Origin of the sequence: Fictibacillus barbaricus (genome assembly GCF_031457135.1) — a bacterium.
Lineage (GTDB): Bacteria > Bacillota > Bacilli > Bacillales > Fictibacillaceae > Fictibacillus > Fictibacillus barbaricus_A.
Genome location: NZ_JAVDWA010000007.1, coordinates 134082 through 160746, shown reverse-complemented (window position 1 = coordinate 160746; position 26665 = coordinate 134082). Strand labels below are relative to the sequence as shown.

At 38.9% G+C, this 26665-nt stretch carries 21 protein-coding genes; 7 read left to right on the top strand and 14 right to left on the bottom strand.

All coding sequences use genetic code 11. The annotated features are described in order from the left end of the window. Positions 1–168: 168 nt before the first annotated feature. The gene (fni, locus tag J2X07_RS16875) at positions 169–1218 is read right to left on the bottom strand and encodes a type 2 isopentenyl-diphosphate Delta-isomerase (protein WP_310261371.1); all 1050 of its coding nucleotides are present in this window, start codon (positions 1216–1218) and stop codon (positions 169–171) included. 217 nt (positions 1219–1435) lie between these two features. Here fni and J2X07_RS16870 point away from each other — a divergent pair, with 217 nt between their 5' ends. Continuing rightward, positions 1436–1951, top strand: a complete 516-nt coding sequence (locus J2X07_RS16870; protein ID WP_310261368.1) for a GNAT family N-acetyltransferase — start codon at positions 1436–1438, stop codon at positions 1949–1951. Positions 1952–2033: 82 nt separating this feature from the next. On the opposite strand, the gene J2X07_RS16865 is transcribed toward J2X07_RS16870, so the two are convergent. From J2X07_RS16865 to J2X07_RS16845, 5 genes are all read right to left on the bottom strand, one after another. Beyond that, on the bottom strand, positions 2034–2192 hold the full coding sequence (locus J2X07_RS16865) for a hypothetical protein (protein ID WP_310261365.1): 159 nt from the start codon (positions 2190–2192) through the stop codon (positions 2034–2036). Positions 2193–2238: 46 nt separating this feature from the next. Continuing rightward, complete coding sequence (locus tag J2X07_RS16860) at positions 2239–3513, bottom strand: ATP-binding protein (protein ID WP_310261362.1); 1275 nt, start codon at positions 3511–3513, stop codon at positions 2239–2241. A 130-nt stretch (positions 3514–3643) separates the two neighbouring features. Further along, complete coding sequence (locus J2X07_RS16855; protein ID WP_310261359.1) at positions 3644–5443, bottom strand: ABC transporter ATP-binding protein; 1800 nt, start codon at positions 5441–5443, stop codon at positions 3644–3646. Then, positions 5409–7166 (bottom strand): ABC transporter ATP-binding protein, encoded by a 1758-nt coding sequence (locus J2X07_RS16850; protein WP_310261355.1) that lies wholly within the window; start codon positions 7164–7166, stop codon positions 5409–5411. Before J2X07_RS16850 ends, J2X07_RS16855 begins: the two co-directional genes overlap by 35 nt. 411 nt (positions 7167–7577) lie before the next feature. Next, positions 7578–9068 (bottom strand): alanine/glycine:cation symporter family protein, encoded by a 1491-nt coding sequence (locus J2X07_RS16845; protein ID WP_310261352.1) that lies wholly within the window; start codon positions 9066–9068, stop codon positions 7578–7580. A 328-nt stretch (positions 9069–9396) separates the two neighbouring features. Here J2X07_RS16845 and J2X07_RS16840 point away from each other — a divergent pair, with 328 nt between their 5' ends. Beyond that, on the top strand, positions 9397–9660 hold the full coding sequence (locus tag J2X07_RS16840) for a DUF5316 family protein (protein WP_310261349.1): 264 nt from the start codon (positions 9397–9399) through the stop codon (positions 9658–9660). Between the two features lie 88 nt (positions 9661–9748). Here J2X07_RS16840 and J2X07_RS16835 read toward each other — a convergent pair whose 3' ends face one another. The 8 genes from J2X07_RS16835 to J2X07_RS16800 form a co-directional block, all read right to left on the bottom strand. Further along, positions 9749–10204: a threonine/serine exporter family protein gene (locus J2X07_RS16835; protein WP_310261422.1), complete on the bottom strand. Its 456-nt coding sequence runs from the start codon at positions 10202–10204 to the stop codon at positions 9749–9751. Positions 10205–10219: 15 nt separating this feature from the next. Beyond that, positions 10220–10987, bottom strand: a complete 768-nt coding sequence (locus J2X07_RS16830; protein WP_310261419.1) for a threonine/serine exporter family protein — start codon at positions 10985–10987, stop codon at positions 10220–10222. 420 nt (positions 10988–11407) lie between these two features. Further along, complete coding sequence (gene essA / locus J2X07_RS16825) at positions 11408–11902, bottom strand: type VII secretion protein EssA (protein ID WP_310261346.1); 495 nt, start codon at positions 11900–11902, stop codon at positions 11408–11410. Beyond that, positions 11889–14636, bottom strand: a complete 2748-nt coding sequence (esaA, locus tag J2X07_RS16820) for a type VII secretion protein EsaA (RefSeq protein ID WP_310261416.1) — start codon at positions 14634–14636, stop codon at positions 11889–11891. The genes essA and esaA overlap by 14 nt, the downstream gene beginning before the upstream one ends. Before the next feature lie 26 nt (positions 14637–14662). After that, entirely contained in the window at positions 14663–19150 is a 4488-nt protein-coding gene (gene essC / locus J2X07_RS16815) for a type VII secretion protein EssC (protein ID WP_310261343.1), read from the bottom strand. Positions 19151–19163: 13 nt separating this feature from the next. Continuing rightward, the gene (gene essB, locus J2X07_RS16810) at positions 19164–20483 is read right to left on the bottom strand and encodes a type VII secretion protein EssB (protein ID WP_310261341.1); all 1320 of its coding nucleotides are present in this window, start codon (positions 20481–20483) and stop codon (positions 19164–19166) included. 15 nt (positions 20484–20498) lie between these two features. Continuing rightward, entirely contained in the window at positions 20499–20738 is a 240-nt protein-coding gene (locus J2X07_RS16805) for an EsaB/YukD family protein (RefSeq protein ID WP_310261338.1), read from the bottom strand. Positions 20739–20813: 75 nt separating this feature from the next. Beyond that, positions 20814–21107 (bottom strand): WXG100 family type VII secretion target, encoded by a 294-nt coding sequence (locus J2X07_RS16800; RefSeq protein ID WP_310261336.1) that lies wholly within the window; start codon positions 21105–21107, stop codon positions 20814–20816. 492 nt (positions 21108–21599) lie between these two features. Between J2X07_RS16800 and J2X07_RS16795 the strand changes: the two genes are divergently transcribed. The 5 genes from J2X07_RS16795 (at position 21600) to J2X07_RS16775 (ending at position 26478) form a co-directional block, all read left to right on the top strand. After that, the gene (locus tag J2X07_RS16795) at positions 21600–21977 is read left to right on the top strand and encodes a YwqH-like family protein (protein WP_310261333.1); all 378 of its coding nucleotides are present in this window, start codon (positions 21600–21602) and stop codon (positions 21975–21977) included. A gap of 242 nt (positions 21978–22219) precedes the next feature. Beyond that, the gene (locus J2X07_RS16790) at positions 22220–22489 is read left to right on the top strand and encodes a YwqI/YxiC family protein (RefSeq protein WP_310261331.1); all 270 of its coding nucleotides are present in this window, start codon (positions 22220–22222) and stop codon (positions 22487–22489) included. Positions 22490–22506: 17 nt separating this feature from the next. Then, positions 22507–24081, top strand: a complete 1575-nt coding sequence (locus J2X07_RS16785; RefSeq protein WP_310261328.1) for an LXG domain-containing protein — start codon at positions 22507–22509, stop codon at positions 24079–24081. Between the two features lie 483 nt (positions 24082–24564). Then, positions 24565–25371, top strand: coding sequence for a hypothetical protein (locus J2X07_RS16780; protein ID WP_310261326.1), 807 nt, complete (start codon positions 24565–24567; stop codon positions 25369–25371). Positions 25372–25407: 36 nt separating this feature from the next. Next, a complete protein-coding gene (locus J2X07_RS16775; protein ID WP_310261324.1) occupies positions 25408–26478 on the top strand; it encodes a hypothetical protein in 1071 nt (356 codons plus the stop codon). The last annotated feature ends 187 nt before the right edge of the window (positions 26479–26665 follow it).

Sequence of the window (26665 nt, the reverse complement as noted above, 5' to 3'; positions counted from 1 at the left end):
GTAGTTGATTTCCACTACAGGATGCTCCCTTTCCGCGAGGGGTAAGGTGAGCTAGCTGATGCACCAGTAGAGTCTCACCTGTCACGCTGCTCCCAATACGAGCCACTAGCAGCAATCTTTTAGATAAGAGCCTACAGAAAAAAGCGTTCCTGATTTCAGGAGCGCTTTTTATTTCTGCTTTTTTTCAATCCGGTTATTGAACGTAAGATCCTGAATCGTTGCAGCACCAATACCAAACATCGTTGCTTTAAGTTCAAACTCAATCCGTTCCATTTGTAAAAGTAATGCTTCTGTTCCTTCCTCGATTGCGGATTGTAAAAGTGAACGGCCAAAGCCTGCAAGATTTGCGCCTAAAGCAATCGACTTTGCTGCATCTGCACCGTTTTTCAATCCACCGCTCGCGATGAGAGGAACATCACTGCTTATTTCACGAATCCCTGTGATACAGTCAGCAGTTGGCAGCCCCCAGTCCAAGAAAGCTTCTGACGCCTGCTTTTTGATCCGAGACGTAGCTCGATGACTTTCAACCTGTATCCAAGACGTTCCGCCAGCTCCTGCAACATCAATAAAATGAACACCAGCTTCAATTAATTTATTGGCTGAATCTTTGTCTATACCCATACCCACTTCTTTCACTCCGATTGGAACATATGGGATGTCTTTTGTGAGTTTTTCAATCTTCGAAAGCAGATTTGAAAAATTCGTATTGCCTTCAGGCTGAAAAACTTCTTGTAGTGTGTTCAAATGAAGAACGAGAGCATCCGCCTCAGCGATCTCCAATGCTCTTTTACATTCTTCTGCACCAAATCCATAGTTTAGCTGCACAGCACCGACATTCGCAATCACCGGAACGTCGGGTGCGAGTTGTCTGATTTGAAACGTATATGCCAGCTCTTCTTTTTCAACTGCAGCTCTCATGGAGCCAAGAGCGATTGTCCATCCTCTTTCTTGAGCTGCTTCAGCCAAATTCTGATTAATCTGGTGTGCCAGCTTTGTACCGCCAGTCATAGAACTGATCAAGAAAGGCGTTCTCACCTTTTTATTAAAAAATGTTGTAGAAGTAGATACGTTGCTAAAAGAAATTTCAGGCAGTGGGTTAGGTATGAACCGATATTGATTAAGCCCGGTTGTGATGCCCTGTCCCTCGACATCTTCATTCAGACTGATCTCAATATGTTCCGTCTTCCGCTTTTCTGTTTGATCTCGCTTATCGCCCAACTCATCACCTCCAATGATGGGACAGACCCGGGACTGTCCCCTTACAATTTATTTCCCTTCGTCAAATCGAGAAAACACCCTTAGTGTTTTCTCGATTTAACGCACTTAAATTAACTCGTTTCCTTATAGTATTTCTAATCCTTCAAAAATTACTGATAGATTCACATCTTCGTTCTATGATAAACTGTCAAATAAAACAATTAGTGGGGGTTTATGTATGGAAGTAAGACTGCTCAATCCTTCAGATGCGGAAAGCTATTGGGAGCTCCGCTTAGAAGCTCTGCAACAAAACCCTGAAGCTTTTGCAACAAGCTATGAAGAAGCACTGAAGCGCGAAAACCCGATTGAACAAGTGGCAAGCAGACTCCAAGGCAACGGCGACTTCACATTTGGCGCTTTCCAAAATGGCAAGTTGGTCGGCACTGTGACATTGCTTCAGGAAAAAATCATGAAAATGGCACATAAAGCCTATATATTAGCAATGTATGTCACTCCGAACAGCCGTGGAACAGGCGCAGGAAAAGCTGTTTTAACAGAAGCCATTAATCATGCAAAACAAATACCTGAGATCATGAAACTAAACTTAACGGTAGTTTCAAGCAATGAAAAGGCGAAAAAATTGTACACTTCCCTTGGGTTTAAAACCTATGGTAACGAGGAAGCAGCACTCAAAGTAAACGATAACTATTATGATGAAGAACATATGGTTTTGTTCTTAAAAGAATGCAGATAGTTTAGTAATTAGGAGACTTCATTAAATATGAAGTTTCTTAAAAAGCCCAAATAAAAAGAGCCAGCGAATTGCTGGCTCCCATTTATCTGTCATCCTTTTCTAAATAGCTGTCTTCTTCATTGGTGAGTTTCTTCTTTTTAGCTGCGCGAACAATAAAAAAGATAATGATCACGAGCAGTAGTAAACTAACGCTGAAAAACCCGCCTAAAAACTTAAAAATATCTGAAAAGAAGTTGTCCATGCTGATTAATCACCTCTTCAGACGGTATTCCCATATCGAAGAGATATTAAACTTTTTCTTCATCTGCCAATTTATTTAAAGGGAGTGTTACACTTACTTTTGTACCTTTATTCAGCTTGCTCGCGTATTCAACTTTTCCACCCATAGATTCAATGATCCGTATTGAAACCATCGTTCCAAGTCCTGTACCTTGTTCCTTTGTGGAGAAAAACAAGGATCCAATATTGGAGAGCTGCTCTTTTGACATCCCTAGACCCGTATCCCTCACAATAATCTTTGCCTGGTCTTCTTCCGGAAATAGTTTTATAGAGACTCGTCCGCCTTTAGGAGTAGCCTCAATGGCATTTTTCATAATATTGATCAAAGCCTGTTTTAATTGGTTGCGGTCAGTCGTCATTTCAGCATCGGAATCGATGGAATGAAAAAGAGTGATACCCTCCTTTAATGCATAAGGATTGAGCAATAAACTCAAATCAACTACTAGTTCAGCAATTGAGAATGTTTCCAGTTTCTTAAACTCAGGCTTTGCAAAATTCAAATAATCACTAATAATGTGCTCTGCACGGGCAAGTTCACTTAAAATGAGCGGATAATAATTTTTATGACGCTCATCCTCGCCTTCCATCAACTGCAAAAAGCCTTTTACTACCGTTAAAGGATTTCGAACCTCATGAGCTATAGATGCGGCCAGTTCACCAAGAGTGTGCTGTTTTTCCGAGCGCCGAATCTCATCCTTCATTAAGTTCCGTTCTATGATTGCTTCATTCAGTATTGCAGCTAAAACAACGCCGCCGATTTGCATACAGCCAAAAATCGATATGTAAACTAATAAACTATGGTCTAAATGATCAGCAGTTTCCGACCCTCGAACATACATATAAGCTAAAAGGATTAATAACTGAACGAAAGCCGGCCAAAATCCTGCAATGATGGAAATATAAATTCTCTTCCTAGGATTAGCATTAAGGAAATAATTTCTCATTAAAAAAGGCACAGAACAGGCTGCCGCGGCACTTATGTAAGCAAACACGAGCGTATTTGTATCCATTAATGTCCTTGTTATCAGCAATAAAACAAGTGTGATGATTCCGGATACCGGCCCTCCATAAAAAATAGCAAGCACTAATGGTACATATCTCAAATCCCAGTACAGCCCAATATCATAATAAGCAAAGTACATACAAAGAGATGCTGAAATACCGTATAATATCCCTAAAAAATAAGGAGATTTTCCGATTTTTCGGCTTTCGAAAAAAAAGCTATAGAGTAATACAGGAGCTAGCACGATTAAAACATGTAAAAGCAGCTTCTCTACGATCATCTCAAATCTCCAGTTCAAAAGTGGCTTGTGAACTAAGAATACGACAAAAAAAGGGAAATTCCTTCAAGAACCGCCCTTCCATACGACTAAAGAAACGTTTTTATTACTACAAATGTAGTATTTTTTTCAATTATGCCTCTTTTTTTAACTGACTATGATAAAGAGAATGGTAAAATCCTTTGTTCACTAAAAGCTCCTCATGTGTTCCTTTTTCTAAAATCCCGCCATCATGAAGGACCAAAATTTGATCTGCTTTTTGTATCGTATTTAATCGGTGTGCAATCACAAAACTCGTGCGTCCTTTCATTAACCTCTGGAGTGCCTCTTGAATTTTCATTTCTGTAATGGTATCGATGCTGCTCGTTGCCTCGTCCAGAATCAATAATGATGGATCAGCTAAAATAGCCCTCGCAATTGATAACAGCTGCTTTTGTCCCTGGCTTATTCCCCTTCCTTCCTGACTCAGCACCGTGCTGTATCCTTTTGACAGCTTTTTAATAAACGAGTCTGCATTCGCAAGCTTAGCCGCTTTAATGACTTCTTCATCCGTGGCATCCAGTCTGCCATATCTGATATTTTCAAAAATTGTACCTTCAAAAAGAAACGAATCCTGCAGGACAAAAGCCATGTGACTTCGAAGGCTGCTTCTTTTTACTTTTTGGATATCGTGTCCATCGATTAAGATCTGACCCTTGTCTGCATCGTAAAAGCGCGACAGCAAATTCACAACAGTGGTCTTGCCGGCACCCGTTGGTCCGACCAGCGCCACTGTTTCTCCTTCTTTAACGGAGAAGTTCAATCCAGCAACCGTAGTACCCTCTTTTTCATAGGAAAAAGAAACTTCCTGAAATTCTACTTTGCCTTTAACAGATGGTAACTCAATCGCATCCGTTTCATCGTTTTCTTCCTGTTGTTCATCTAAAATTTCAAAAACCCTTTCAGCTCCCGCAACAGCTGATAAAAGAGTATTGAACTGGTTTGCCAGATCATTTAAAGGTCTCGTAAACTGTCTTGAATACTCAACAAAAATAACGATAACCCCTATCGAAATTTTCCCGTTTAGCGCAAGCACACCGCCAATTCCCGCAATCAGTGCGAAGCTTCCATTATTCAAAACGTTCATGAGTTTAGGAATAAAACCAGAAAATGTCTGTGCCCAGTATCCAGACTCCCGCAAGCGTTTATTTTTCACAAGAAACTCTTCTATGACTCTCTTTTCCTGTGAAAATGATTTTACGATACGCTGACCTGATGTGATTTCTTCAACATATCCGTTAATATCACCGAGGTTGCGCTGCTGCTCCTTAAATCGCACCCCTGTCCTTTTCGTGATCCACTTGAGCCCGAAAAACATGAGCGGAACGATTGATAGAGAGATAAGTGTCAAAATTGGACTTAAATAGAGCATCACCCCTATCGTACCAAGAAGCGTCAAAACACTGGAGAACACTTGAATGAACGAACTGTTCAATGTGGAACTGACATTCTCAATGTCATTCGTCACACGGCTCATCAGCTCACCATGCTGTCTTTTATCAAAAAAACTGATCGGCAGACGGTGAAACTGCGTGAACAAATCCTTCCTCATTCTAAAAACCGTTTGCTGAGCAATCCCAATCATCCAGTAGTTTTGCAGAAACGTTGAAAGAGATTGGCCAATAAAGACAAAAATAAGTCCGATCAGCATTTTCGTTAAACCATCCACATTGCCTTTTACAACATAGTGATCGATTGCTTTTCCGATCAAAAATGGTCCGAGCAAGCTTAATGCCGAACTGACAATTACCATTAACAGCACTAAACTGAGAAGCATCTTTTGATTCGAAAAATAACGCCCTATGCGTTTGACCGTATCTGTCCAATTTTTCGGCTTTACCTTCTTACCGAACAAATGATTATGTGGATGAGGTCTGTTTGAACCCTGTGACATGCTGAAATTCCTCCTCCCCAAACTGTGACTGCACCATTTTCACGTACAGCGGCGACGTCTTCAGAAGCTCTTCGTGTGTCCCCCATGCTTCCACACGGCCATCATCTAAAATCAAAATCCGATTTGCTTCCATCGCTGTACTGATTTTTTGCGTAATAATAAAAGTTGTACATGAATATTTCCTTAAGGCTGTCAAAAGCTTGCCTTCAGTCTTCAAATCAAGAGCACTTGTACTGTCATCAAGCATTAATATTTTTGGCTGACGAACCAATGCACGAGCAATAGACAGGCGCTGTTTCTGCCCGCCTGACAGGTTCACTCCGCGCTGGCCGACTCTCGTTTCATACTTATTTGGCAATTTTTCAATGGTCTCATGAATTTGTGCATCTTTTGCAGCGGCAACCACTTCTTCTTCTGTCGCATGTTCTTTTCCCCATCCGATGTTTTCAGTGACTGAGCCTGTAAATAGAACTGCCTCCTGCGGAACAACTCCGATTCCATTTCGAAGTGATTCAATCGGATAGAGCTTCACATCCTGCCCATCGACAAGCACTTGGCCGTCATTTACTTCATACAATCGGGGAATAAGCTGTACAAGTGACGTTTTCCCAGAGCCTGTCGAACCCATGATCGCCAGAGTTTCCCCTTCTTTTACCGAAAAAGAAACATCCTGCAATACAGCCACTTCGCTTTCCGGATATTGAAATGTAACATGCTTGAATTCCACAACACCCTTTTTTATCGCTAACGATTGATCCGTATCAGCTGATTCGGACAAATCCACCTCTGTATCCAGAACTTCTCCAATACGGTGTGCTGATGCTTTCGCCCGTGAAAAAGCCATGATGATAAATGAAATAATCGTTAAAACGGATGAAATACGAAACGAGTAATTGACGATTGCAACCACTTCACCTACCGCAATCGAACCGAGGCTGACCTGCTTTGTTCCGATCCACAAAATCAGAAGAATCGCGACATTCATCACAAAAAGCAAGGCAGGAATCGAGACTTCAATCAAACGCAGCGAGGAAACCGTCTTTGTTTTCAGCTCATCACTCGCTTGCTCGAACCGATCAGACTCATGATCTCTTCTTAAAAATGCTTTAATCAAGCGCATCCCCATCAAATTTTCACGCATAACCCTATTCACACCATCAAGCTTATCTTGTACATCTCGAAACATCGTCCCTGCCTTTTTTAGCACCCAGCTCAAAAAGAACAAGAGAATCGGAAGTGCAACAACAAGTACCATCGCGAGTTTCCAGTTCACTATAAGAGACATAATGACGCCACCGGCTAGTAAAAGCGGTGCCCTAAGCATAATCCGCAAACTCATGAACACAGTATTTTGAAGCTGGGTAACATCGTTTGTCATCCTTGTAATCAATGAAGAGGCAGGAAATTTATTAAAATTAACAAAGGAGAAAGACTGCACTTTTTCGAAAACCCTCCGCCGTATATCAAACCCATAGTTTTGACTTACATGCGCCGAGAAAAATGAATTGGCAACCCCAGCTATAAAGGCGATAATCGCAAGGCCAAACATCACCCCGCCCCAAAGCTTCACAACTCCTAAATCACTTTTCAAAATTCCTTGATCAATGATCTTTGCCATAATTAATGGCTGCAGCAGCTCTACCCCTAATTCAAGCAGCGTTAAAAAAAGGGCTGCTGCTATCGCCAACCGATATGCTTTTAAATAAGAAAATACTTTCCACATAGAGACTTCCCCCGAACTCCCAAGATGTTTAACAAACTTAACAATCTACTATTAGTTTATCCTTTTTGAGGAAAATATTTAACTATTTCGACTTCTTAATTTTGATTTAATCTCTGTATAGGCTGTTTTCTTATCATTGTTGCTTTTGAAGGATGTTAATTTGCTCTGCAGTGGCTCGCTTTCCTCAGGGTGTGCGGTGAGCCCATTCGTCGCTTGCGACATTGAAGGGTCTCACCTGTCCCACTCATCCTGTAGGAGTCTCGCCCTTCCGCTCCAATTAACTTTCAAAGAAGAATTGCTTTAAAGCCTCTTACTTAATAGCAACAATCTTTTAGAAAAGAAAACAGCAAAATAAAAAAACCAACTCATTCAGTGCGTCACCACACTTTGAGCTGGCTTCAATCATACTACTTATGAAACTCTTTCTTCATTTTCTCCATCGCTTGCATCGTACCCGTCTTCCCAATAATCAGCGTTTTTGATTCCTAGTTTTGTAGAATTGAAGACTGGGTCGAGACCGGCTTTTTTCTGTTCCTCGTAATCTTTTAAAACCTTCAGTGCTGGTTTGGCCAAAATTAAGATTGCAATCAAGTTTAGCCATACCATGATCCCAAGACCGAGATCTCCGAGTGCCCACGCTAAATCGGCAGTTTTAACCGCTCCATAATAAGTAGAACCTAGCAGAACAATTTTAAGAAGCAGCATCGGAATTTTATTATTACGCCCACGCACAAGATAAGCAATATTGGTTTCTGCTATATAGTAGTAGGCCATGATCGTTGTAAAGGCGAAGAAGAATAGCGATACCGCTACAAAACCGGAACCAAAGCCAGGAATAACTGACTCGATTGCCTTTTGCGTAAACGTTGCACCTGCTTCCACCCCAGGTATATTTTCAACAATAAATGATTTGTCTGCTTCGTTTTGAACGTTGTACATGCCTGTAAACAAAATCATAAACGCTGTAGCCGTACAAACGAGCCAAGTATCAATGTAAACAGAGAAAGCTTGTACTAGCCCTTGTTTGGCGGGATGTGAAACTTCAGCCGCTGCTGCTGGATGTGCTCCAGTTCCTTGACCAGCTTCATTTGAATAAATTCCTCGCTTCACGCCCCACATAATCGCCGACCCGATAATTCCTCCAAAAGCTGAATCTATCGCAAATGCGCTTTTGAAAATCAGTCCGAACACTTCAGGAATCTGCGGAATATGAAAGGCCACAATAATGAGTGATACGAGTACATATCCAATCGCCATAAAAGGCACGACATATTGCGCGACATTGGCAATTCGTTTAACACCGCCAAAGATGATTGCTCCAAGAATTAAAACGAGAAAAACTCCTGTTATTTTTGGATCAACATTAAACGCATTATCAATACCAAGCGCTATGGAATTGGACTGAATTCCAGGCATCAGCAAGCTCATAGCTATTAATGCTGACACTGCAAAAATAATGCCATACCACTTCCACCCAATCCCTTTTTCAATGTAGTAAGCGGGACCCCCTCTATACTCGCCCTCCTGTTTCACTTTGTAAATTTGTGCAAGAGTCGATTCAATAAAGGCGGTGGCCGATCCGATGAATGCAATCATCCACATCCAAAATACAGCTCCTGGACCGCCAAAACCGATTGCTGTTGCAGTACCAGCAATATTACCTGTTCCAACACGCCCAGACAGCGCAATCGCCAAGGCCTGGAAAGAAGAAACTCCAGCGTCAGAACTCTTTCCTTCAAGCATAAGCTTAATCATTTCTTTAAAGTGGCGCACCTGTAAAAACCTTGTTAAAAAAGAGAATAATAGCCCAACACCAATACATAAGTAAATCATCGGCTGACTCCAAAGAATTGCTACTGTGTCTCCTACAAAAGCTTCAAAGCTGTTCTGAAATGACCCCATCTTTTCCCCCTTGTATTTGATAAATGATAAAGAAAACTTAGCTGATTTGTTGAAATATTCATCAGCTTTATCGCACTTATACAATCCTCTTAAACTTGAAAATTGCGACAAATTTTTCAATTGGTTTCTTCTAGTATTAATGGAAACTGGTCATAAAACAACAGAAAAATCTTCTCGGTATGGACATTTGTATCTTTAGTAACATACAACCAGCAACTTAATATACAGAAAATTACATTAATATGGTAAAATTAGAATAGATAAAAAAGAACGGATTTTTTTAAAGAGGGAGGTTTTTTCAATTAAAAATTCATTCATTATAGGATTATTGATATCTTGTTTAGGGATCGGCATTGGTTATTTTGCAGGATGGCAAATCACTATTTTAAGCTGTGGTATTATTGGAATCGGAACTTTAATCATATACGGTTTATTAGAGAATGTATTTGTTAGCGGAAATCAAGCCCGTACAAACTTTTTAATTGAACAGCCTGAAGACCCAAAAAAGAAATGGCAAATCTCCAGCCGGCTTTTTATAATCGGTTTCCCAAACTTAATCACAGCCATTACCCTCTTGCTAATCACTCGCTAAACGCAGAAAAACCCCGCTCCATCTTAGGAGAGGGGTTTCAGTATTTTAGATAAGAGGGGGACAGACCAGGGGTCTGTCCCCCTCTTTTTTATTGAGATTTATTCACGATGGATTTTAATTTCGATCGGCGGATCACCTGGTTAATGACTTCTGAAAAGACGAGGCCAATGGCGATCGAACCCGATATCATAAATGCTTTAGCCGCAAGATTGATCGCTAAATTGTAGTCATTTTGAACGAAATTACGCATCGCATTATACGCAATCCCTCCAGGTACAAGCGGTATGATACCGGCAACACTGTAGATGATGACGGGCGTTTTATATTTTTTCGCAAAATATTGAGCAGCAATTGCAATTGCAAATGCTGCGATAACCGTCGCGAGCACCATATCCAGTCCATTGCTTTCTAAAAGGAAATAAAGCATCCATCCAATCATACCCACAAGTCCGCAGTGAAACAGCGAGCGTTTTGGACCGTTAAAAATGATTACAAATGCCGCTGACGCAATAAAACTCGTAACAAGCTGTTCAATAATCGGCATCATAAACGCCCCTTTCTACAAAAATGAAAACGTAACTGCAATTCCCGCTCCAATCGCAAAGGCAGTTAGAAAAGCATCTGCACCTTTCGCAAGTCCGGATATCAGATGCCCTGCCATTAAATCACGAACCGCGTTTGTAATGAGCAATCCAGGGACGAGCGGCATGACAGATCCAATTATTATTTTATCCAGTTCTCCACCGATTCCTATATGAACAAAAAAGAATGCTTGTAGCCCAATTAATAACGAAGCGGAAAATTCAGAGAAAAACTTAATCTGCACTAACTTGTGGAAATAAAGAAGGGAAAGAAATCCTACACCACCAGTAATGAACGCTGGAAAAAAGTCTCCCCAGCTTCCTTGAAACATGATTAAAAAACAGCCTGAAGAAATCGCCGCAGCTAATACATGAACCCATAACGAATAGGGAGATCCTGATTGATCGATTTTTTTTAACAGCTTGTACGCTTGTTCAATTGTATATTCACCCGCACTAATTTTGCGGGATATTCCGTTCACACTTGCTACTTTTTCAAGATCCGTCGTGCGCTCTACAATACGAATGAGTTTCGTTTTCGTAGGTTCTGCACCTTCTACAGAAAAAAGAATACCTGTAGGCGTCACATACGGATGAGATTGATAGGCACCAAAAGAAGCCGCGATCCGCATCATCGTATCCTCGACCCTGTAAGTCTCCGCTCCGCTTTGCAGCATGATTTTACCTGCAAGTAAACAGACAGCCATTATGTCATAGGTTTCTTGTAATTCAATCTCAGTTTCCATCTGCATACGCTCCAATACCATTCTTACATTCATTTTACCCAAAAACACCAACTTAACATTTTTACAGTTTAACTGATTGCAGCAAGTAGAGCAATGAAGTTAAAAGTACTCAACAAAAAAAGCTGGCTAATCAGGATCATTAAACCCTGTTAACCAGCTCGCATGTTTTTTCTTTAGCATCTTTTCTAAACGCTCATTCTTGAAAGATTGTTGCTTTTAAGTAAGAGGCTTTCAAGCAATTCTTCTTTGAAAGTTAATTGGAGCGGAAGGGCGAGACTCCTACAGGATGAGTGAGACAGGTGAGACCATTCAATGTGGCAAGGCGACGAATGGGCTCACCGCACACCCTGAGGAAAGCAAGCCGCTGCAGCGGAAATTAACCTCATCCAGAACAACAAAGTTTGCGAAAACAGCCTTCCCTTATGATTCATTCTCCTTCTTAGCCTTGTTACTCAATCCTGGCAGGAGAAGAATCACAATCAATAAAATACCAACACCGATTAACACGAAATAAATGACTGAGATTGAACGAAAGGAATCATTTTCAGCATCCTCTATCTGACGTTCAGATAACGCATCCTGTCGATCTGAGGAAAAGAGATTCATCCTCTTCGTTAGAGAGGATACATTATTGTTTATCCTGTTACTTGCTTGTTCAAATAATTGATTCTGAACAGCTTCTAATTGATTCATAGTTGAGTGGCTAAATGTTAATCCTTGCTGCTCCTCGGGTATCCTTGTTTTTTTTCCTGAAAGTGATTCCTTTAAAAGATATTCTGTATTTCCTTTTAACTCTTTATCTTCATATTGATTTGGTGTAAGTTCTTGAATACTTTTATCAGCAAAAACTTCCCGAGAATCCAGAAAAAACAATGCCAAGAATACCAGTACTATGAATAATCTAATATGCTTCATTTGCTTTATCCGTATTCATCTTCTTCGGCGGTTTTTTCCAAAGCCTAACCGTATATGGAAGGATAGACAGGATTGCAATCACACCGATTAAGAAGAAACAGCTCATCATGAAATCGCTGCCCTCTCCATATTGAATGGACATATAAACGGCTGACATCGGGTCTTCGTATAAAAAGTTAGGTGCTGCTAGTGCTAACAATGGACTTACAAAGAATAAGACCAATGCCACACTACCAATCCATCCGATAAAATTCCCCAAATTAAAAGCTGTACGTACAAAAGTTGAAGCAGCCGTTAATAACAGGATGGTGAATATAGAGAATTGGATTGAGATATTGTTAGACAACGAATAGATCTCTAAGCCAAACAAACTGATGACTAGTCCAACAATTAAGTTTAGCAGACCAAAGATTGAGAGTTTAACCAAAAACGGCATCTGGCTAAAATAATGACTAAAATAGCCAATAAGCAAACTGCTGATTAGAATCACGATCAGTATAACAACAGGCGGAATGGCTTTCACAGATTCTGATTCTACTTGCGGGTTATCCCCTGCATCAATTTTTAATGGATTTGCAAGGAAATCATAAACATAACCGTTATTTTGGCCATCGACATACGTGTTTCCAAGTACATTAAACACATCATCTCTGACGAGTTTTGTTGACTTGACGTTTGTTACCCATTTTTCGTTCAATACGTTCGCATCATTTTGAACACTGTTTACCCTGCCCTGAAGCTCTCCTGTGTAATTTACAACATTTGCTTGTCTTTCACCGAGAGAGTCCATCAGTTCATTAATCATGATGACTTCGTGATTAATGTTCTGTTGGTTTGTAACCAATACCGATCCTTCACCAGTCTGTGCTGGTTCATTCGTTTGTATTTCTTGCAGCTTTGTTAAAACAGTATTTGCACTTTCTTCGATTGAACCGATATTATTCATCATTTCTTTCTGCTGATCCTCAAGGCTTAATTGATAATCCTTTTTAAAAGTGGAAAAAGAATCCCCCAAGCCTTTCATTTCCTGTTGGGTAGTTGGAAATTTTGTTTGAAGATCATCCCATTTCCCTTGTTCTTCTTCATTTACACTTAACGTGTCATGAACACGGTTTTTCAATTCTTCATTAGAAAGCACAATATTTTTACTCCCATTATCAGTGCCAATTAAAACTGACTCATACTGAGACAGAAGACCATAATAAGCAAGGGTTCCTTCTAAACTGCCTTCTAAGAAAGGAGTACTGAAAAGACCAGATAAATTACTGTTTCTTTTTGATATGTCTTGTTCTTTCTCACGGATCTGTCCAAATAGTTTAGAATTGCCCTCTTTTAATTTTTGATTAGCATTAATAAGCTGTTGGTTGTTTACAAGAAGAGAATCATAGAGTTTCTTTAAATTTGCATATTCTATTTTCCATCCATCTTCATTCGCTTTTGTTTCGATTTTCGTTCTTACATCCGTAACCCTTGTTGCTAAAGCTGTTAAGTCTTCTATAGCTTTATTTACATTTTCGGGTTTTGGATCAGGAATCAGCAAAAGCATATCTTTAATTTGTGAAGATTGCTGACCTATCGCTGTTAATTCATTTAATTCTTCATCAAATTTTGCCTTGCTTGGATCTCCAGGATCTGCAGGATTTTCAACTTGTCCTGTACCACCTTCTTCTCCTTTACCGAGCTGGCCGCGTGCAGCTCTTATTTTTTCTTCTAATTGAACAAGCTCAGTTTGTCTCTGCTGCTGAATGTAAGCATCAATAATGTCATTGTTAATCTCGCTCATATCAGCTATTTGTCTGTCTACTTGCTTTAGTCTCTCATTATTCAAATTTGTAATCGATTCATTGGTTCCTTTTAGCAAATCGTTGATGCCTGCCATACTCGTTATAAACTTGTCACCTTGTTCACTGAAAACTCTTTTTGATTCACTTTGTTTGGCAGCAAAACTCTCTCCTCCTGTATTGATGGCTAGTAGGCTTTTCTGCTGTGCTTCGTTCAATAGTTTTTGCTGATTTCCCTGATACTCTTTATATTTTTCAACATACTGCACAAACGAAGAAAGATTTTGTTCAAACTGTTCCAGGTTATTAGCACGCTGCGGTGATGTTTCATCCGCTTGCTTCATCGTGGATTGAAGCTGAACCAGCATATCTTTCTGTCTCTGAAGTTCATCAGCAAGTGCTTTAGAACTAGGGCTATAAAAACTTACCATAGTGGTCTGAAATTCAATTTCCTTTTCAAGAATACGGTCAAACTCTGTACGAACTTTCTTCATATCCTGTGAAACATAGTTCCAATACAATGAGCTCATCTGTTTATTAATACGGTTCCCCGCATAATCCAGTTCTCGTAATACTTTTTCTTTATTCACAGCATTAAGCTGAGTTTGGACATTATATTGAAAGTCCGCCTTTGTCGGCTGAGCTTCTTCATACGTTAAGACATTTGAGGTAAAGTTTGAAGGGATATAAACAACAGCATCGTACTTATTATCTTTCATGCCGTTCTCTGCAGCACTTCGGCTGACTACTGTCCATTTATACTTTGAACCGTCTTCCAGGATGGCAGGTACTTCTCTCCCTAATTGAAGATTATTTTCTTCATCAGAGCCTAGATCTTCGTTAACGATGGCTATGGAGCGTGTACCGTTCACTTTTGCCTGCATGGGGTTATCCCCGATAAAATGCATAAAGAGCTGGGGAAACACTAGTATAATAGCCACTGCAAGAAACATCTTTATCCTATATTTCCAAGAGTTTGTCATGTGTATATCTTCCTTTCAATGACACTAAGAGGAATTTGTATTTTTGTTTCTTTGCCATTTTCAACGTAGTAACCATATCCTGCATGTATGTCTTCCTCTTTTCGGTTATAAGGCAGTGTATATATACTTTGTTCTGACTTCTTCATCAATACGAGCGCTTGGCGGATTTGTTTTACCTCTGTCGTAAACATGTCGAATCCTTTTGTAATCTCGTTGTTATTGCCAGAGACAATAACATTGAACCCGATATGACTATAGTTTTTCATAAATTTGGATAGACGGTCTTGAAGCATGCTGTCTGTATTTTGAATAAATCGGGAATAACCGTCGATTACAAAATAAATAGGAGTAAATGTTTGATTCTGAATTGTACCTTGAGTAATCGCGTTCAAATATTCATTTTCTCTTTGTGTAACTATTTCTTGAACCTGATCAAGCCATGCTGTTAAATGCTCTTTTGTTTCAAGGTAGTCTACCTTTTCTTCTGCTGCATAATTGGATAGCCCGCGATCAATTGAATCAAACATGCCGATTTTTTCTGTTTCTTGAAGAAGAATTGTATTTAACATCACTCTTAATGCATTTGTTTTACCTTTTTGAGTCTGTCCAACAATCATGCAGTGTTTATTTTTAAGGAAATTCATATGAACAGGCTTTACAAATTCTTCGTCCAATCCAATTGGCAATATACCTGCACTTTGCTGACCTTTTGTATATTGAGTGAAATTCACCATAGTCAGTTCGGATGGAAGCATTGGAACTGGCTGAGGCTTTATACTCGATGCATACTTTTCGCCGATCAGTTGAATATCTTTTTTGATATGATCTAAAAGTTCATAGTCATCTTCACCCTGCGCCGGTAAATAAATTTGTGAAAAATAAGCCTCTTCACGCTTAATAATAGCTCTTCCTGGAATTGGTTCAGGAGAGAAAGGAACCTTTCCAAGAACCATATATGACTCTGATTGGTCCATTAAATAGTGAACAATTTTAGTTTTTAAGTTATTCATAAGCGACTGACGAATCGCATTAATTCTAGTTGCTGTAAAAATCATATAAATGCCAAGGGATTGTCCGTCACGTGCAAATTGAGTCATCTGCATCTCGAGGTCTTGCATCTCTTCTTTTACAAGATCAAAGTTATCGATCGTAACAAACATTAGAGGCAGCTTCTCCTGGTTGAGGGCATTGTACATCTTAATGCTGCTTACTTCGCTCTTTTGAAACTTTTGCTTTCGATCAGCAATTTCATCTTTTAAGAACCTCATGAATTTCTCAATTTTTCTCTCTTCATCCATCAAAAAATAATCAGCTGTGTGAGGAAGCTGGCGAAGCGGCAGCAATGCACCGTTCCCAAAATCAAATAAGTAATAATGCATTTCCTCAGGACTTAGCTTAGATGCCATTGAAAGCAGCAATGTCATAACAGAATGAGACTTGCCGTACCCTGATGAACCAAAGATCCCAACGTTTCCATCATCCATTACACGGTAAATGTAAGGTGTCTGCGACTGCTTTTCGGGCTCGTCTACCATTCCTAAGTAAACTTCGTAATCGTCTTCATTATCTTTATTTTGATTAATTAAACGGTTGTTTAATGGAGGCAGCCACGGGCTGTTTAACTTCTTAATGCCCATCTTTAATTGCAGCTCTTCAATCCGGTCCACGATCACATCGATTTCTGCCTCGGCTTCTTTTTTGTTTTGGTCACTTGCTGAAACACCTGATAATGGGACAAGCCCCAAATCAGTTACAAGCGCAACTTCGTCTTCCACTTCTATCGTTTCTTCCAAATATGGCGCACCGCTCCAAGCGGATTGAAAAAGTTCATACACCTCATTGTTTCCAACCTGAAGGTATCCTCTGCCCGTTACTGTGATGGAAGACGCATCCGCATTTTTTAATATCTCCCGGCTGTCTGCTGCATCCTGGACTTTTAAAGCGATCTTAAAACGAGCATTACTCCAGATTTGATCATCGATTACACCACCCGGTTTTTGTGTGGCGAGTATTAGGTGAACGCCTAAACTTCTTCCGATACGGGCAGCACTCACAAGTTCTTTAATGAATTCAGGTTCTTCACTTTTCAGTTCTGCAAATTCATCTGAAATTAAAAACAAGTGCGGCAAAGGTTCTTTCGATTCCCCGCGTTTGTACAAATTCGTATATTCATTGATATGGTTTACTTGATATTGATCAAAAAGCCGCTGTCTTCTTTTTAATTCACTTTTTATGGAAGCCAGTGCTCTTGCAGTAAAGTTTCGGCTGCCTTCAATATTCGTAATGGTTCCAAGCAGGTGCGGCATGTCTTTAAAAGGCTGAGCCATACCTCCACCTTTATAATCAATAAGTAAAAAAGCCACTTCGTGTGGATGGAAGTTCACTGCTAATGACAAAATGTACGTTTGCAAAAACTCACTTTTTCCGGAGCCAGTTGTACCCGCTAAAAGGCCATGGGGTCCATGGGCTTTTTCATGAAGATTCAACTGCACAATATCTTCTTTTCCTTTTAAGCCGATAGGAACTGCGAGTGACTTGGAAGATTCACGTGTTTCCCAATTATGCTCAATAGGGAGATCCTCCACTTCACGTGCACCAAACAATTCAAGTAACGAAACGCTATTTGGAATGGAATTCGTCATTCCTACTAGGTGATTTAGGGTTTTAAGCATACGAGAATACGTTTCATTCCCTTCCTGCTTATGAACATCCAGTTTAAAAGGAACTTGAACAGCCTTTTTTTCCTCAATTAAAATATCGCCTTCTGAATCATTTATGTACCGTATAAGTGTGTGGATATTATCTGTTAGACTTTCTTTTGTTTCTGCTGCAAAGATTACGGAAAGTCCGAGATGTGAATATTCTCCTTCTAAATACTCGAGCAATACATGTTCAGCAAGCAGCTGCTGATCTAAAATGATAAATATGAGATGTGGCGAAAAACGAACCTTATCTTTTTCACTCACTGTTTCTAAATCGCGTTCTCGAATTAACTCATAGACAGATGAAAGCAGCTGATCTCTTGTCTGCTCATTGTATATAAGTCCTTTCGCATGAGAATTCGGAAGCTGGAAATGTGGAAGCCACTTTAACCACTCCCATTTGCTGTAATCTTTTTCGTTAAAAACAAAAATAAATCGCACATCATGGTAACTATGGAAAAAGGCTAACTGTCCAATGAGCTGATGCAGTTCATTTTTAACGATAGACTCTTTACCGATAAGCCCCATAGCACCATTTGATAAATCCACCGTGATTGGTACATCCCTTACTTCTTTATACACCTTCTCCATTTGCTGAGACTGCTCCAAAAGTTCATCGACTTCCCTATTTGCCATGTCACCGCTGTTCAATGACAATGTATAGCTTGCCGGCCGTTTACCTGTACCGATCCTGATTTGAAGAAAGTCATGACTGTCTAATGTTCGTTCCCATATCCGGTCTGAAAGCTGTTCTGTATAATATTTCATTTGTTCAAAGGAAGGGAAATGATAGTGAAGTACATTTTTCTGTGTTTCGGCTAATTCTTGAAGCTCTTTTCGCTTGTTATCCAAATACTGGTTATAAACTTTCCGACGTTTTATTTTTCTTTTTTTGAAGTTTCCTCGTTCTTTAAAATACTGAACAGAAGACGTAACGAGAGTAGTAGCAAACATCACCATAGAAACGATAATAAAGATTCCTCTTGGCTGGACGATGGATACGATCCCCATCACGATCATCATTAGGAGCGGGGGCATTACGATCAGCCACAAACCTTTATTGGGATTTTCTCCTTCTTGGGAAGGGAACGACAAAGTCACTTTATCCGTTGGCAGTTCAAATACCATTCTTGGCGTCCTGCGGTAGTTTGGATATTTTTTGCTCATTTCAGAAACTGGCCTTGCAGCAAGCGGCAGTTCTGAAGTGAATTTTTCCAGGCTTGAAATTTGAAGCAAATCTTTTTCTATTAATTTTAGCGACATAAATGGCCAAAATAGAAGATCACCTACTTCAAATGGGGTCAATCCATCTATCTTGTGTCCATTCAAATAAATGTGATCACTCTTTGGTGAAATCATCCACCGGTCTCTCGCTTTAATTAATACAAACGATTCAGTTTCAGCTACGAATCCATTTGTGGAATGATGAATGACTTGAGCATGTCTGTCAGCTGCTGCAAACGTATATTCTTTTTCATAACCGATGTAATACGTTTTATCGTTTTCTTGCTGCGGCGTTAAGATAAGGGACAACGTTTGCTCTTTGTCTGTGAAATGAAAAGAATTGTTCAGTGAAAGCTGACCAATCGTGATTCCATTTTGAATAACTTCAAGCTCTTGATCTTCATTCTTTGTTATCGTTAACGAACCGCCGCTAAAAGGAAAATTCAAAACAGTAACAGTATCATGAATTTTGGGACCAATAGTGATTCCACGAAAAGAATCTTTGTTTAAATGGATTTGTTGATAAGTCTTATTGTAAAAGCACCATAATGTGTTCATCATTCACCCCCTACTAATTCGCAGTAGTTGTTTCAGTTGTCCCTGCTGGATTTTGCGCTTTTTGAGCGGCTGCTTCTTCCTTAGCTTTCTGCTCACTAGCTTCTTTCTCTTTTGCTTCTTGATCTGCTTGTTCTTGTGCTTTTTTTTCTTCCTCTTGCTTACGCTCTTCTTCTTTTATTGCTTCCTGTTCCTGAAGGTACTCATCAAGCTCTCCCTGAACTTCTTTAATCTTTTGTTGTTTTTCTTCACTGCTTAATTCATCATCCGATTTTAAAACTTCACGATATTTAATAAGTGCGAACATAATAAGATCTTTATCTTCTAATGAACGAGCAATATCTAGCGCTTCCTTGGCATTGCCTCTGCCGATGTAAATCCAGTACTGAAAATAGAGAGGATCGGATTGCAAAGAAATGGTGTTCTGGATGTTTTCTTTTTGGTCTTCCGTAAGCGATTCATTAATTATGTATGAGGAAGCAAGCTGATATTGCACGACATTCGGCATGTCTTCTACTTCATAATCAGACATCGCCTCTACTACGTCGCTATAATCTTTACCAAGAAAATACTCATTGCTGTTTACAAATGCTTCTTGTCTCGGCTGCAGAAAGAATATGGAATAAACAGTGTATATAATGGCAGGAATAAAACAGACTAATAAACCAAATGCAGCATAACGAGTTAGTTTCCACTTTCTTTGGGGAATAGTTAAAATCAACTTATCCTTTTCATCTAACCCATCTAGGTTTTTATGAATGAACTGTAGCAGTACATCCTCATTTTCCATCTCTAAAATTTCTTTTGCCAATGGAGAAAGATCAATCGTCTCATAAAGCTTCAGATATTCCTGAAAGCTGTATTTTCCATCAACAGTATAAGCAACTGTTGCCTTAAGTTCTTTCCAGACTTTTTCATGATCCGATTCATAAGGCGGTATACTCTCTTTTACTCCATAATGAAGAAAAGAAGGCGTTAAGCTTTGATCAAATACAAGATTCTCAGGGCAAACGACAAGATGCAACCGTGTTAACGCATGGTTTTTTACTTTTTTTACGAGCTGGTAGGCAAACATCCATTTACTTCTTTCATTTTTATCTTTCAGGTCCGGATAAAAGTGATAACGTGAATGAGGGGTAATCTTAATTTTCAGCTCATCATCTTCCAGGAGAATATTTCGTTGAATATCGTTATCCAGTTCTCTTAGTAAATCTATTTCAATTACATCATCCAGTTTTATTTTTTCTTTTTGAAACGCAAAAGTAATAGAATCCTCATCTCTATGAATTTGGGATTCTATACTTTGTTCCAAATAGGTTTGTTTTTTTTCTGTCATTCAGTTAGACTCCCATCAAAGAATTTCAAACCGGTCACCCGTAGTGATTCCATTCTCCTGCAGCTTTTGATTACCAGAAAGCACAATGTTTTTATTTTGAATTCTTACCCAATAGCCCTCTCTTGGAGGAGAGTTTATTTCTTTTGTACGCCAAACGATATCTACTACTTTTTTTATGGAATGAAAGTTAGATAGACGAAGATCGAACGTTTCACCCGTATAGTTCTTTAAATCTACCGTTACTTCTATATACATATCGCTATCACCTCAAAAATGAGGAGCGCCCTTATCAATGAAGGCGCTCCTTTGCAGACATAAATACGAATAAAATCAGCCTCTGATTTGGCTTGCAATTTGATTGTCAGCGTCTTCAAGTGCTTTAGATGTATTGTTTAATTGAACGGAAATGTCTTCAAGCAGCTGCTGCATTTGAAGAAAAGAGGGCTTTAATGATTCGTATTGCTGACTGAAAGCTCTGCTTGCTTCCCCTTCCCACATGCCTTCTAATTGGTTAATCATCGTATTTAATCTTGAAATCTGTTCTCCAACCTGGCTGCTTTCATTTGAATAGCGGCCTGACATATCGATGAGCTCTGCTGGTGTTACGCGGATAATTCCTGACATCTTCTTCTCTCCCTTTTCGTTCTTATTTTATAAACAACGACCTGACATGATCGGTTGCTCCGGAAAATACCCTTTTGGATAAACACACCTATATTTGCCCTAAAATGGAAATTACTAAACTACAAATTTTGGAAAAATAAGTTTTTTTACAATCGTCATTTTCCAACCAATAGTTACACAATTTACCATGTTGTTTCAATATCAAAAACGAAAATCCATTATTTTGAATCTATTTAACTATGAATATAGTCCTCCCTAAGCATTTCCTTTTCATTCCTTGCGCTTCTTTTTTACTATGGGATAGATCACAAAAAGGTTATTTAATTGCCAATTTAAGGTTTATTTTTCCATAAAGTCAGGGTAATAATCATTAAGTCTGCTGCGTTGACCAATAAATGTAAATTCGGGACTATAGGGCAATTATTTATTGAGGAAGTTTATGTATAAAATGGTTCAGTACCCACTTTATTTAGTTTCACATGAGGTGATTTTATGAAGGCTACTCAGGATATGATCATGTCCATCAATTCTGATATCTCTAACCTTTCTTATCAAATAAGAGAAAATCAAGAGAAGATTCACTTATTGCAAAAGTGCCACGCACAGCTTTCAAATGAACAAGAAGATTTTATAGCGAACAAAAGATTGATTCATCAGCCTGAATTAGACTCTTCCGTCTGGAACGGGAAGAATGCAGAGCGCTTCAACCGGGAGCGAAATGAGATGGAACAAGAAATGTCACACATGAGTGATTTAGTAGATCAGCAGCTGCACGATATTACATCAAAAATAAATGCATTGGAAAGTGCGAATGGAACACTTTCAAGTACAATATCATCAAAAAAATTTCAGCTTTCTAATCTAAAATAATGGCTTCTTGCGCAAACTTTGCTGCTCTTGAAAGTGGTTAATTTCCGTTTCAGGATGCTCGCTTTCCGAGGGGTGTGCGGTGAGCCTCCTAAGCGCTTCGCACTTTCAGGAGTCTCACCTGTCCCACTAATCCCCCAGGAGTCTCGCACCTTGCACTACAATCAACTTTTCAATGAAGGTTCTTTACGAAAGTGCCCTAATCTTTCAGAAAAGAGCCCAATTAAAAAAAGAGGTGAAACTTTGTGTCTGAAATTAAAGTAATGAAAAGTGAGGTTGAGCCTGCTTTTAACGATCTTCGAAATAAAATACAAGCATTAAATACAGACAATCCGAATTGTCACTTCTCCTCTTCAAAGCTTAGCCTCACCGATAAAATAGAGGAAATTGAAAAATCTTACTATGAAACATTAAAAACATACAAAGAAATTCTGACTAATATCGAACAAGATGCTTGGGAAAGCATTGAATCCATATTTCATACCGATCAGCGTGTTTCGAAAATGATGAAATGATGAAGGAGATTTAAGAGATGAAGGTTTTGAAGGTTTCGGAAATACTCCAAGAAATTAATCAATCCATTCATAAAAAAGAAAAAGAAAAAGAACAGATCCTAGCGATTCGAAACAGCTTGAATAGAATCATTGAACTTGACCATGGACTTAAAGGAGAAGGCGGCAATGCAATCAAAGAACATTTCACAGTACTGCATATCCCAATTACCCTTTTGCTCAATCAGTTTTTGGATCAGTATATAACTGAACTTAAAAATATTAAAAGTAAGATCACAGGCTTCGAGGCTGAAAATGGACTGATAACAGTAGAATTTATCGTGAAGGATGTATATCAAGGACTGGAAAAGCTAAGACGATTCACCGAAGATTCAGTAGAAACCATGAATTCTATTCTTTCAGAGGTCAGTCATCTGGTCAGTACTACATCCATCAGTCCAGTGCACTTAATCTCCAAAATAAATGAAGTGAAAAACAATAATCAAAAAATGATTGAAAAGCTAAACGAAATCGATGATAACAGCACAGCCCAACTGAATGAAAACGCAGCAGATTTAGCTAACATTAAACAATTTATTGGAAAAGTAAAAGGCTGGTCAACCGGCGGAGTCTTTTTATCAGAACAAACCGTATCAGAAATAGAAGAATATTTCATGTCTTCAGATACGATACAAAACATGATTGATGACGCGATAGCACTATCTGTAGAACAAGGCGATTCTACCTTTATGGGTGATATTGCTGGATGGCTCGATACTCTCGGTAAAGGGACTGGGGCGCTTGATGTAACGAAGGGTGCCCTCGCGGTTACGATCCTTTCAACTAAGATGCTTGAACTTTCAAAAGACGGCAATGGAAATTTCATTGTGAAAGCTTCACCGAAATGGATCAAAGGCAGCAACAAAAAATACGAATCCAAGGTCGCTGAAAATATTTATAGACTTCTTCAAAAAGGAGATAAAACTTCAGGTAATCCCATTTCAAAATTTCTTGGCACTTATAACAACAAACCCAGTGGCGTTCTTAGAGAGCTTATTGGCTTAGAAAAAGGAACTACTCGAATCAGTTTTGGAAAGATTGTAAGTGAACACAAAGGTTTATTTGTTTTGTCAAAAAATGAACTAAAAGCTTATAAAGCGACGGTAGATATAACTAAAACTGTCGATCAATTTAAAACGGTAAAAGGGTTAGCTGTCGTAGGCAAAAGAATCCCTATTGTTGGTATTGCTTTTTCGGTTGGAACAAACTCAGGAGAGTTCTTCAGTGATGAAAACAAATACAAATCCAATTACGAGAAAACAGGAAGATTTGCTGCAGGAATTGGTATGGATGTTGGAGTTGCAGGTTTAACTGCTGGCGGAGCTGCGATTGGAACGATGATTTGTCCAGGTGTAGGTACTGTTATTGGTGGAGCGATTGGTGCAGGAATCGGTATTGCAGGTTCATGGGCGGTTGAAGATACCGTTAAAGGCTGGGGCGAGGAAGCTGGGAAATGGGTTGAGGAAGACGTTTCAAAAGCCATTTCAGACACTGCTGATACGGTAAAAGATGCCTTATCAGATGCAGGAGATTTTGTCTCGGGATGGTTTAGATAATCCTGTTACCAGCCCTCCCTTTAATATGCTATTGTAAACCTAATAATAAAATGAAATTCATCATGAAAGGAATGGCTATGAACTCAAAACCTGCCAGTATTTTATTAACTATCCTATTTTGTTCGCTGCTTTCATTAATTTTTGTTGGAATAGACATCCCATTTCCTTCTTCTATATTATTTCTTTTAGTATTGACCAATATTATCTCTGCTTTTGTGTCTATCTTTTTACAACGCTTAGTAATTGGAGTATTTAATTATAATTACTATACAGAGAAAGAAACTCTATTCTCCTTATTCTACAAATACATGACACTAGCTTTCTTTGGTTTAAATCATTTTGCCCAATTAGCCTTAAATAGATTGCCTTTTTTGATTAACAAATTATTTTCACTTATTTATTTTGCTTTTCTAACCATACTATGGCTACTGATCATGCAAATTTATAATGGATCTTAATCTATTTTTATTGGAGGTTAGTAGATTGAATCAATCGCAGCCTATTTCTCTTACTACGAACGAATTAGTGTCTGTTCTTGCATTATGCGGCTTCGATCAGGCAGCAAGTCAGATTCTGAACGACCATAATCTTATTGAAAATGAAGAACAGTTCGAACGATTTGTTCAGCAATCTGAACAAATGCTTAAGCAGCGAGGGTATTGGGATGATAAAAGAGAAACAAACATCGCTTCGGGATTAGAAAACATGATGCACCTTCTCGTACATTCCAGCAGTAAGGTTCGGTTTGTAAACGACAATCACATTTTGATTATTCATCTGATAAACAACAAATATTCTCTCATACAGCAGAGTGCTGACCAATCACATTCTTTTACCTTCTATCCCCATTCAGAAGGCTATCAACCTATCATAAAGAATCAGCTTGGATTGAAAGACGAAAATGCAAGCTTACTTGATGAACTGCAAACGATAGAAATATCCGAAGAAGTATTTAATGAGTTCCATACGCTGGATGAGGCTGTGCTTCATTCAATGATCAGTGATGAGAAACTTAACCTTTCATTACGAACATTCCTGAAAGACTTTAAACGAAACGAACTAAGATTAGACAACATTTCTTTTTTAAACTCTAATTATGTAAAAGACGAAACCACAGTTGACCAAGTTGTTTTTTTACTGCCTTCCGATGGTTTCGTATGGCATCTCGATTATGAACAAGTGAATCAAGATAAGATTTTTATAGTCCCTGTTCCTAACAGTCTATATGTATCTAAGCTTCAAGAGACTCTTGATTCTTATTTTAAGATGACATCCGCAATCAAACTATAAACTCCACGTTATCAATTAATTATAAGGAGAACTGCAATGAACTATACGGATACCATTACATTGACTTCGAAAGAACTGGCTTGTGCTATGTCAGTTTGCGGATATAACAGCTTTGTCTACCAATTAATCTCAGAAAAAAAACTAGTCTCTAAAAAGAAGAAAGAAATAACTATCTTCGCCGAAGAAACTGAACAATCCTTACGAGGAAAAGGTTTTTGGCATGCTCGGACAGAGACCAATCTTTCAAAAGATCTAGAAAATTTGATGCATGCTGTCGGACAATCCAAGAAGGTTATCCACTGCATACGACCGGGACAAGAACTATTTTTTCATCAAATCGATCAAAGCTTCTCACTTCGGCAGTTTGTTGATGGTGAAGAACATACTTTCACATATGGAGACCACCGAAAGGGCTATAAGGAAGAACTAGCCCGATTTTATCAATTAAATCCTGCTTCTACTAGAGATCTTAGTGAAATAGAGCCTATTCAAGTTTCAGAAGATGTCTATAATTCCTTGCATGAGCTCGAAAAAGAGGAAATTGATCTTATGCTCAATAACGAAAATGAAAACCCTGCATTCAAAGCATTCATAGATGCTTTTAACAAGAACGGAAAATTATTTAATCCGATCACTTTTGCTGAAACAGAGCATATGGACGGAAAAAATATAATAGATCATGTAGCGTTCTCCGTACCTGGTGATGATATGGTATGGCATTTGGAATATGAAGAAGTGAACGATGACAAAGTATACTTCGTTCCCGTTCCAGTTTCCGATTACTTTCAAAAAATCGAAGACACCATCTATGAATTTTTTGGTCAAGTGACCACTGTTTCTAAACCAGCCTCTAAACCGAAAAAAATGACATCAAAAGCAAATAGTCGGAAAAAGAATACTCCAGAGCCTTTTTCGTTTAAAAGAGGGGTGTCCTTCTTCTGGAGAAGTAATGTTGTATTACTGATTATGGCCATTTTCCTCCTTATTAATAAAGGTTCTTGGGTCGGAGATGGATCTGGAACTTTGCTATTGTTTGTATTAGCTTCTGAAGTGATGATTATGCTATTATCCTTTTTCAGCTGTCTTCCTAAAAAAGAAAGTAAATAAAAAAGAAAAGCTGTTTTCGTATTCATTGTTGCTTTTGGAAGTTGTTGATTTCCGTTCCAGGCTGCTCGCTTTCCGCGGGGCAGACGATGAGCCACATTCGTACGTTTCACGTATAAGTGTCTCACCTGCCAGCCTGTCCCGCAGGAGTCTCGCACCTTCCTCTTCAATCAAATTTACAATGAAGAAC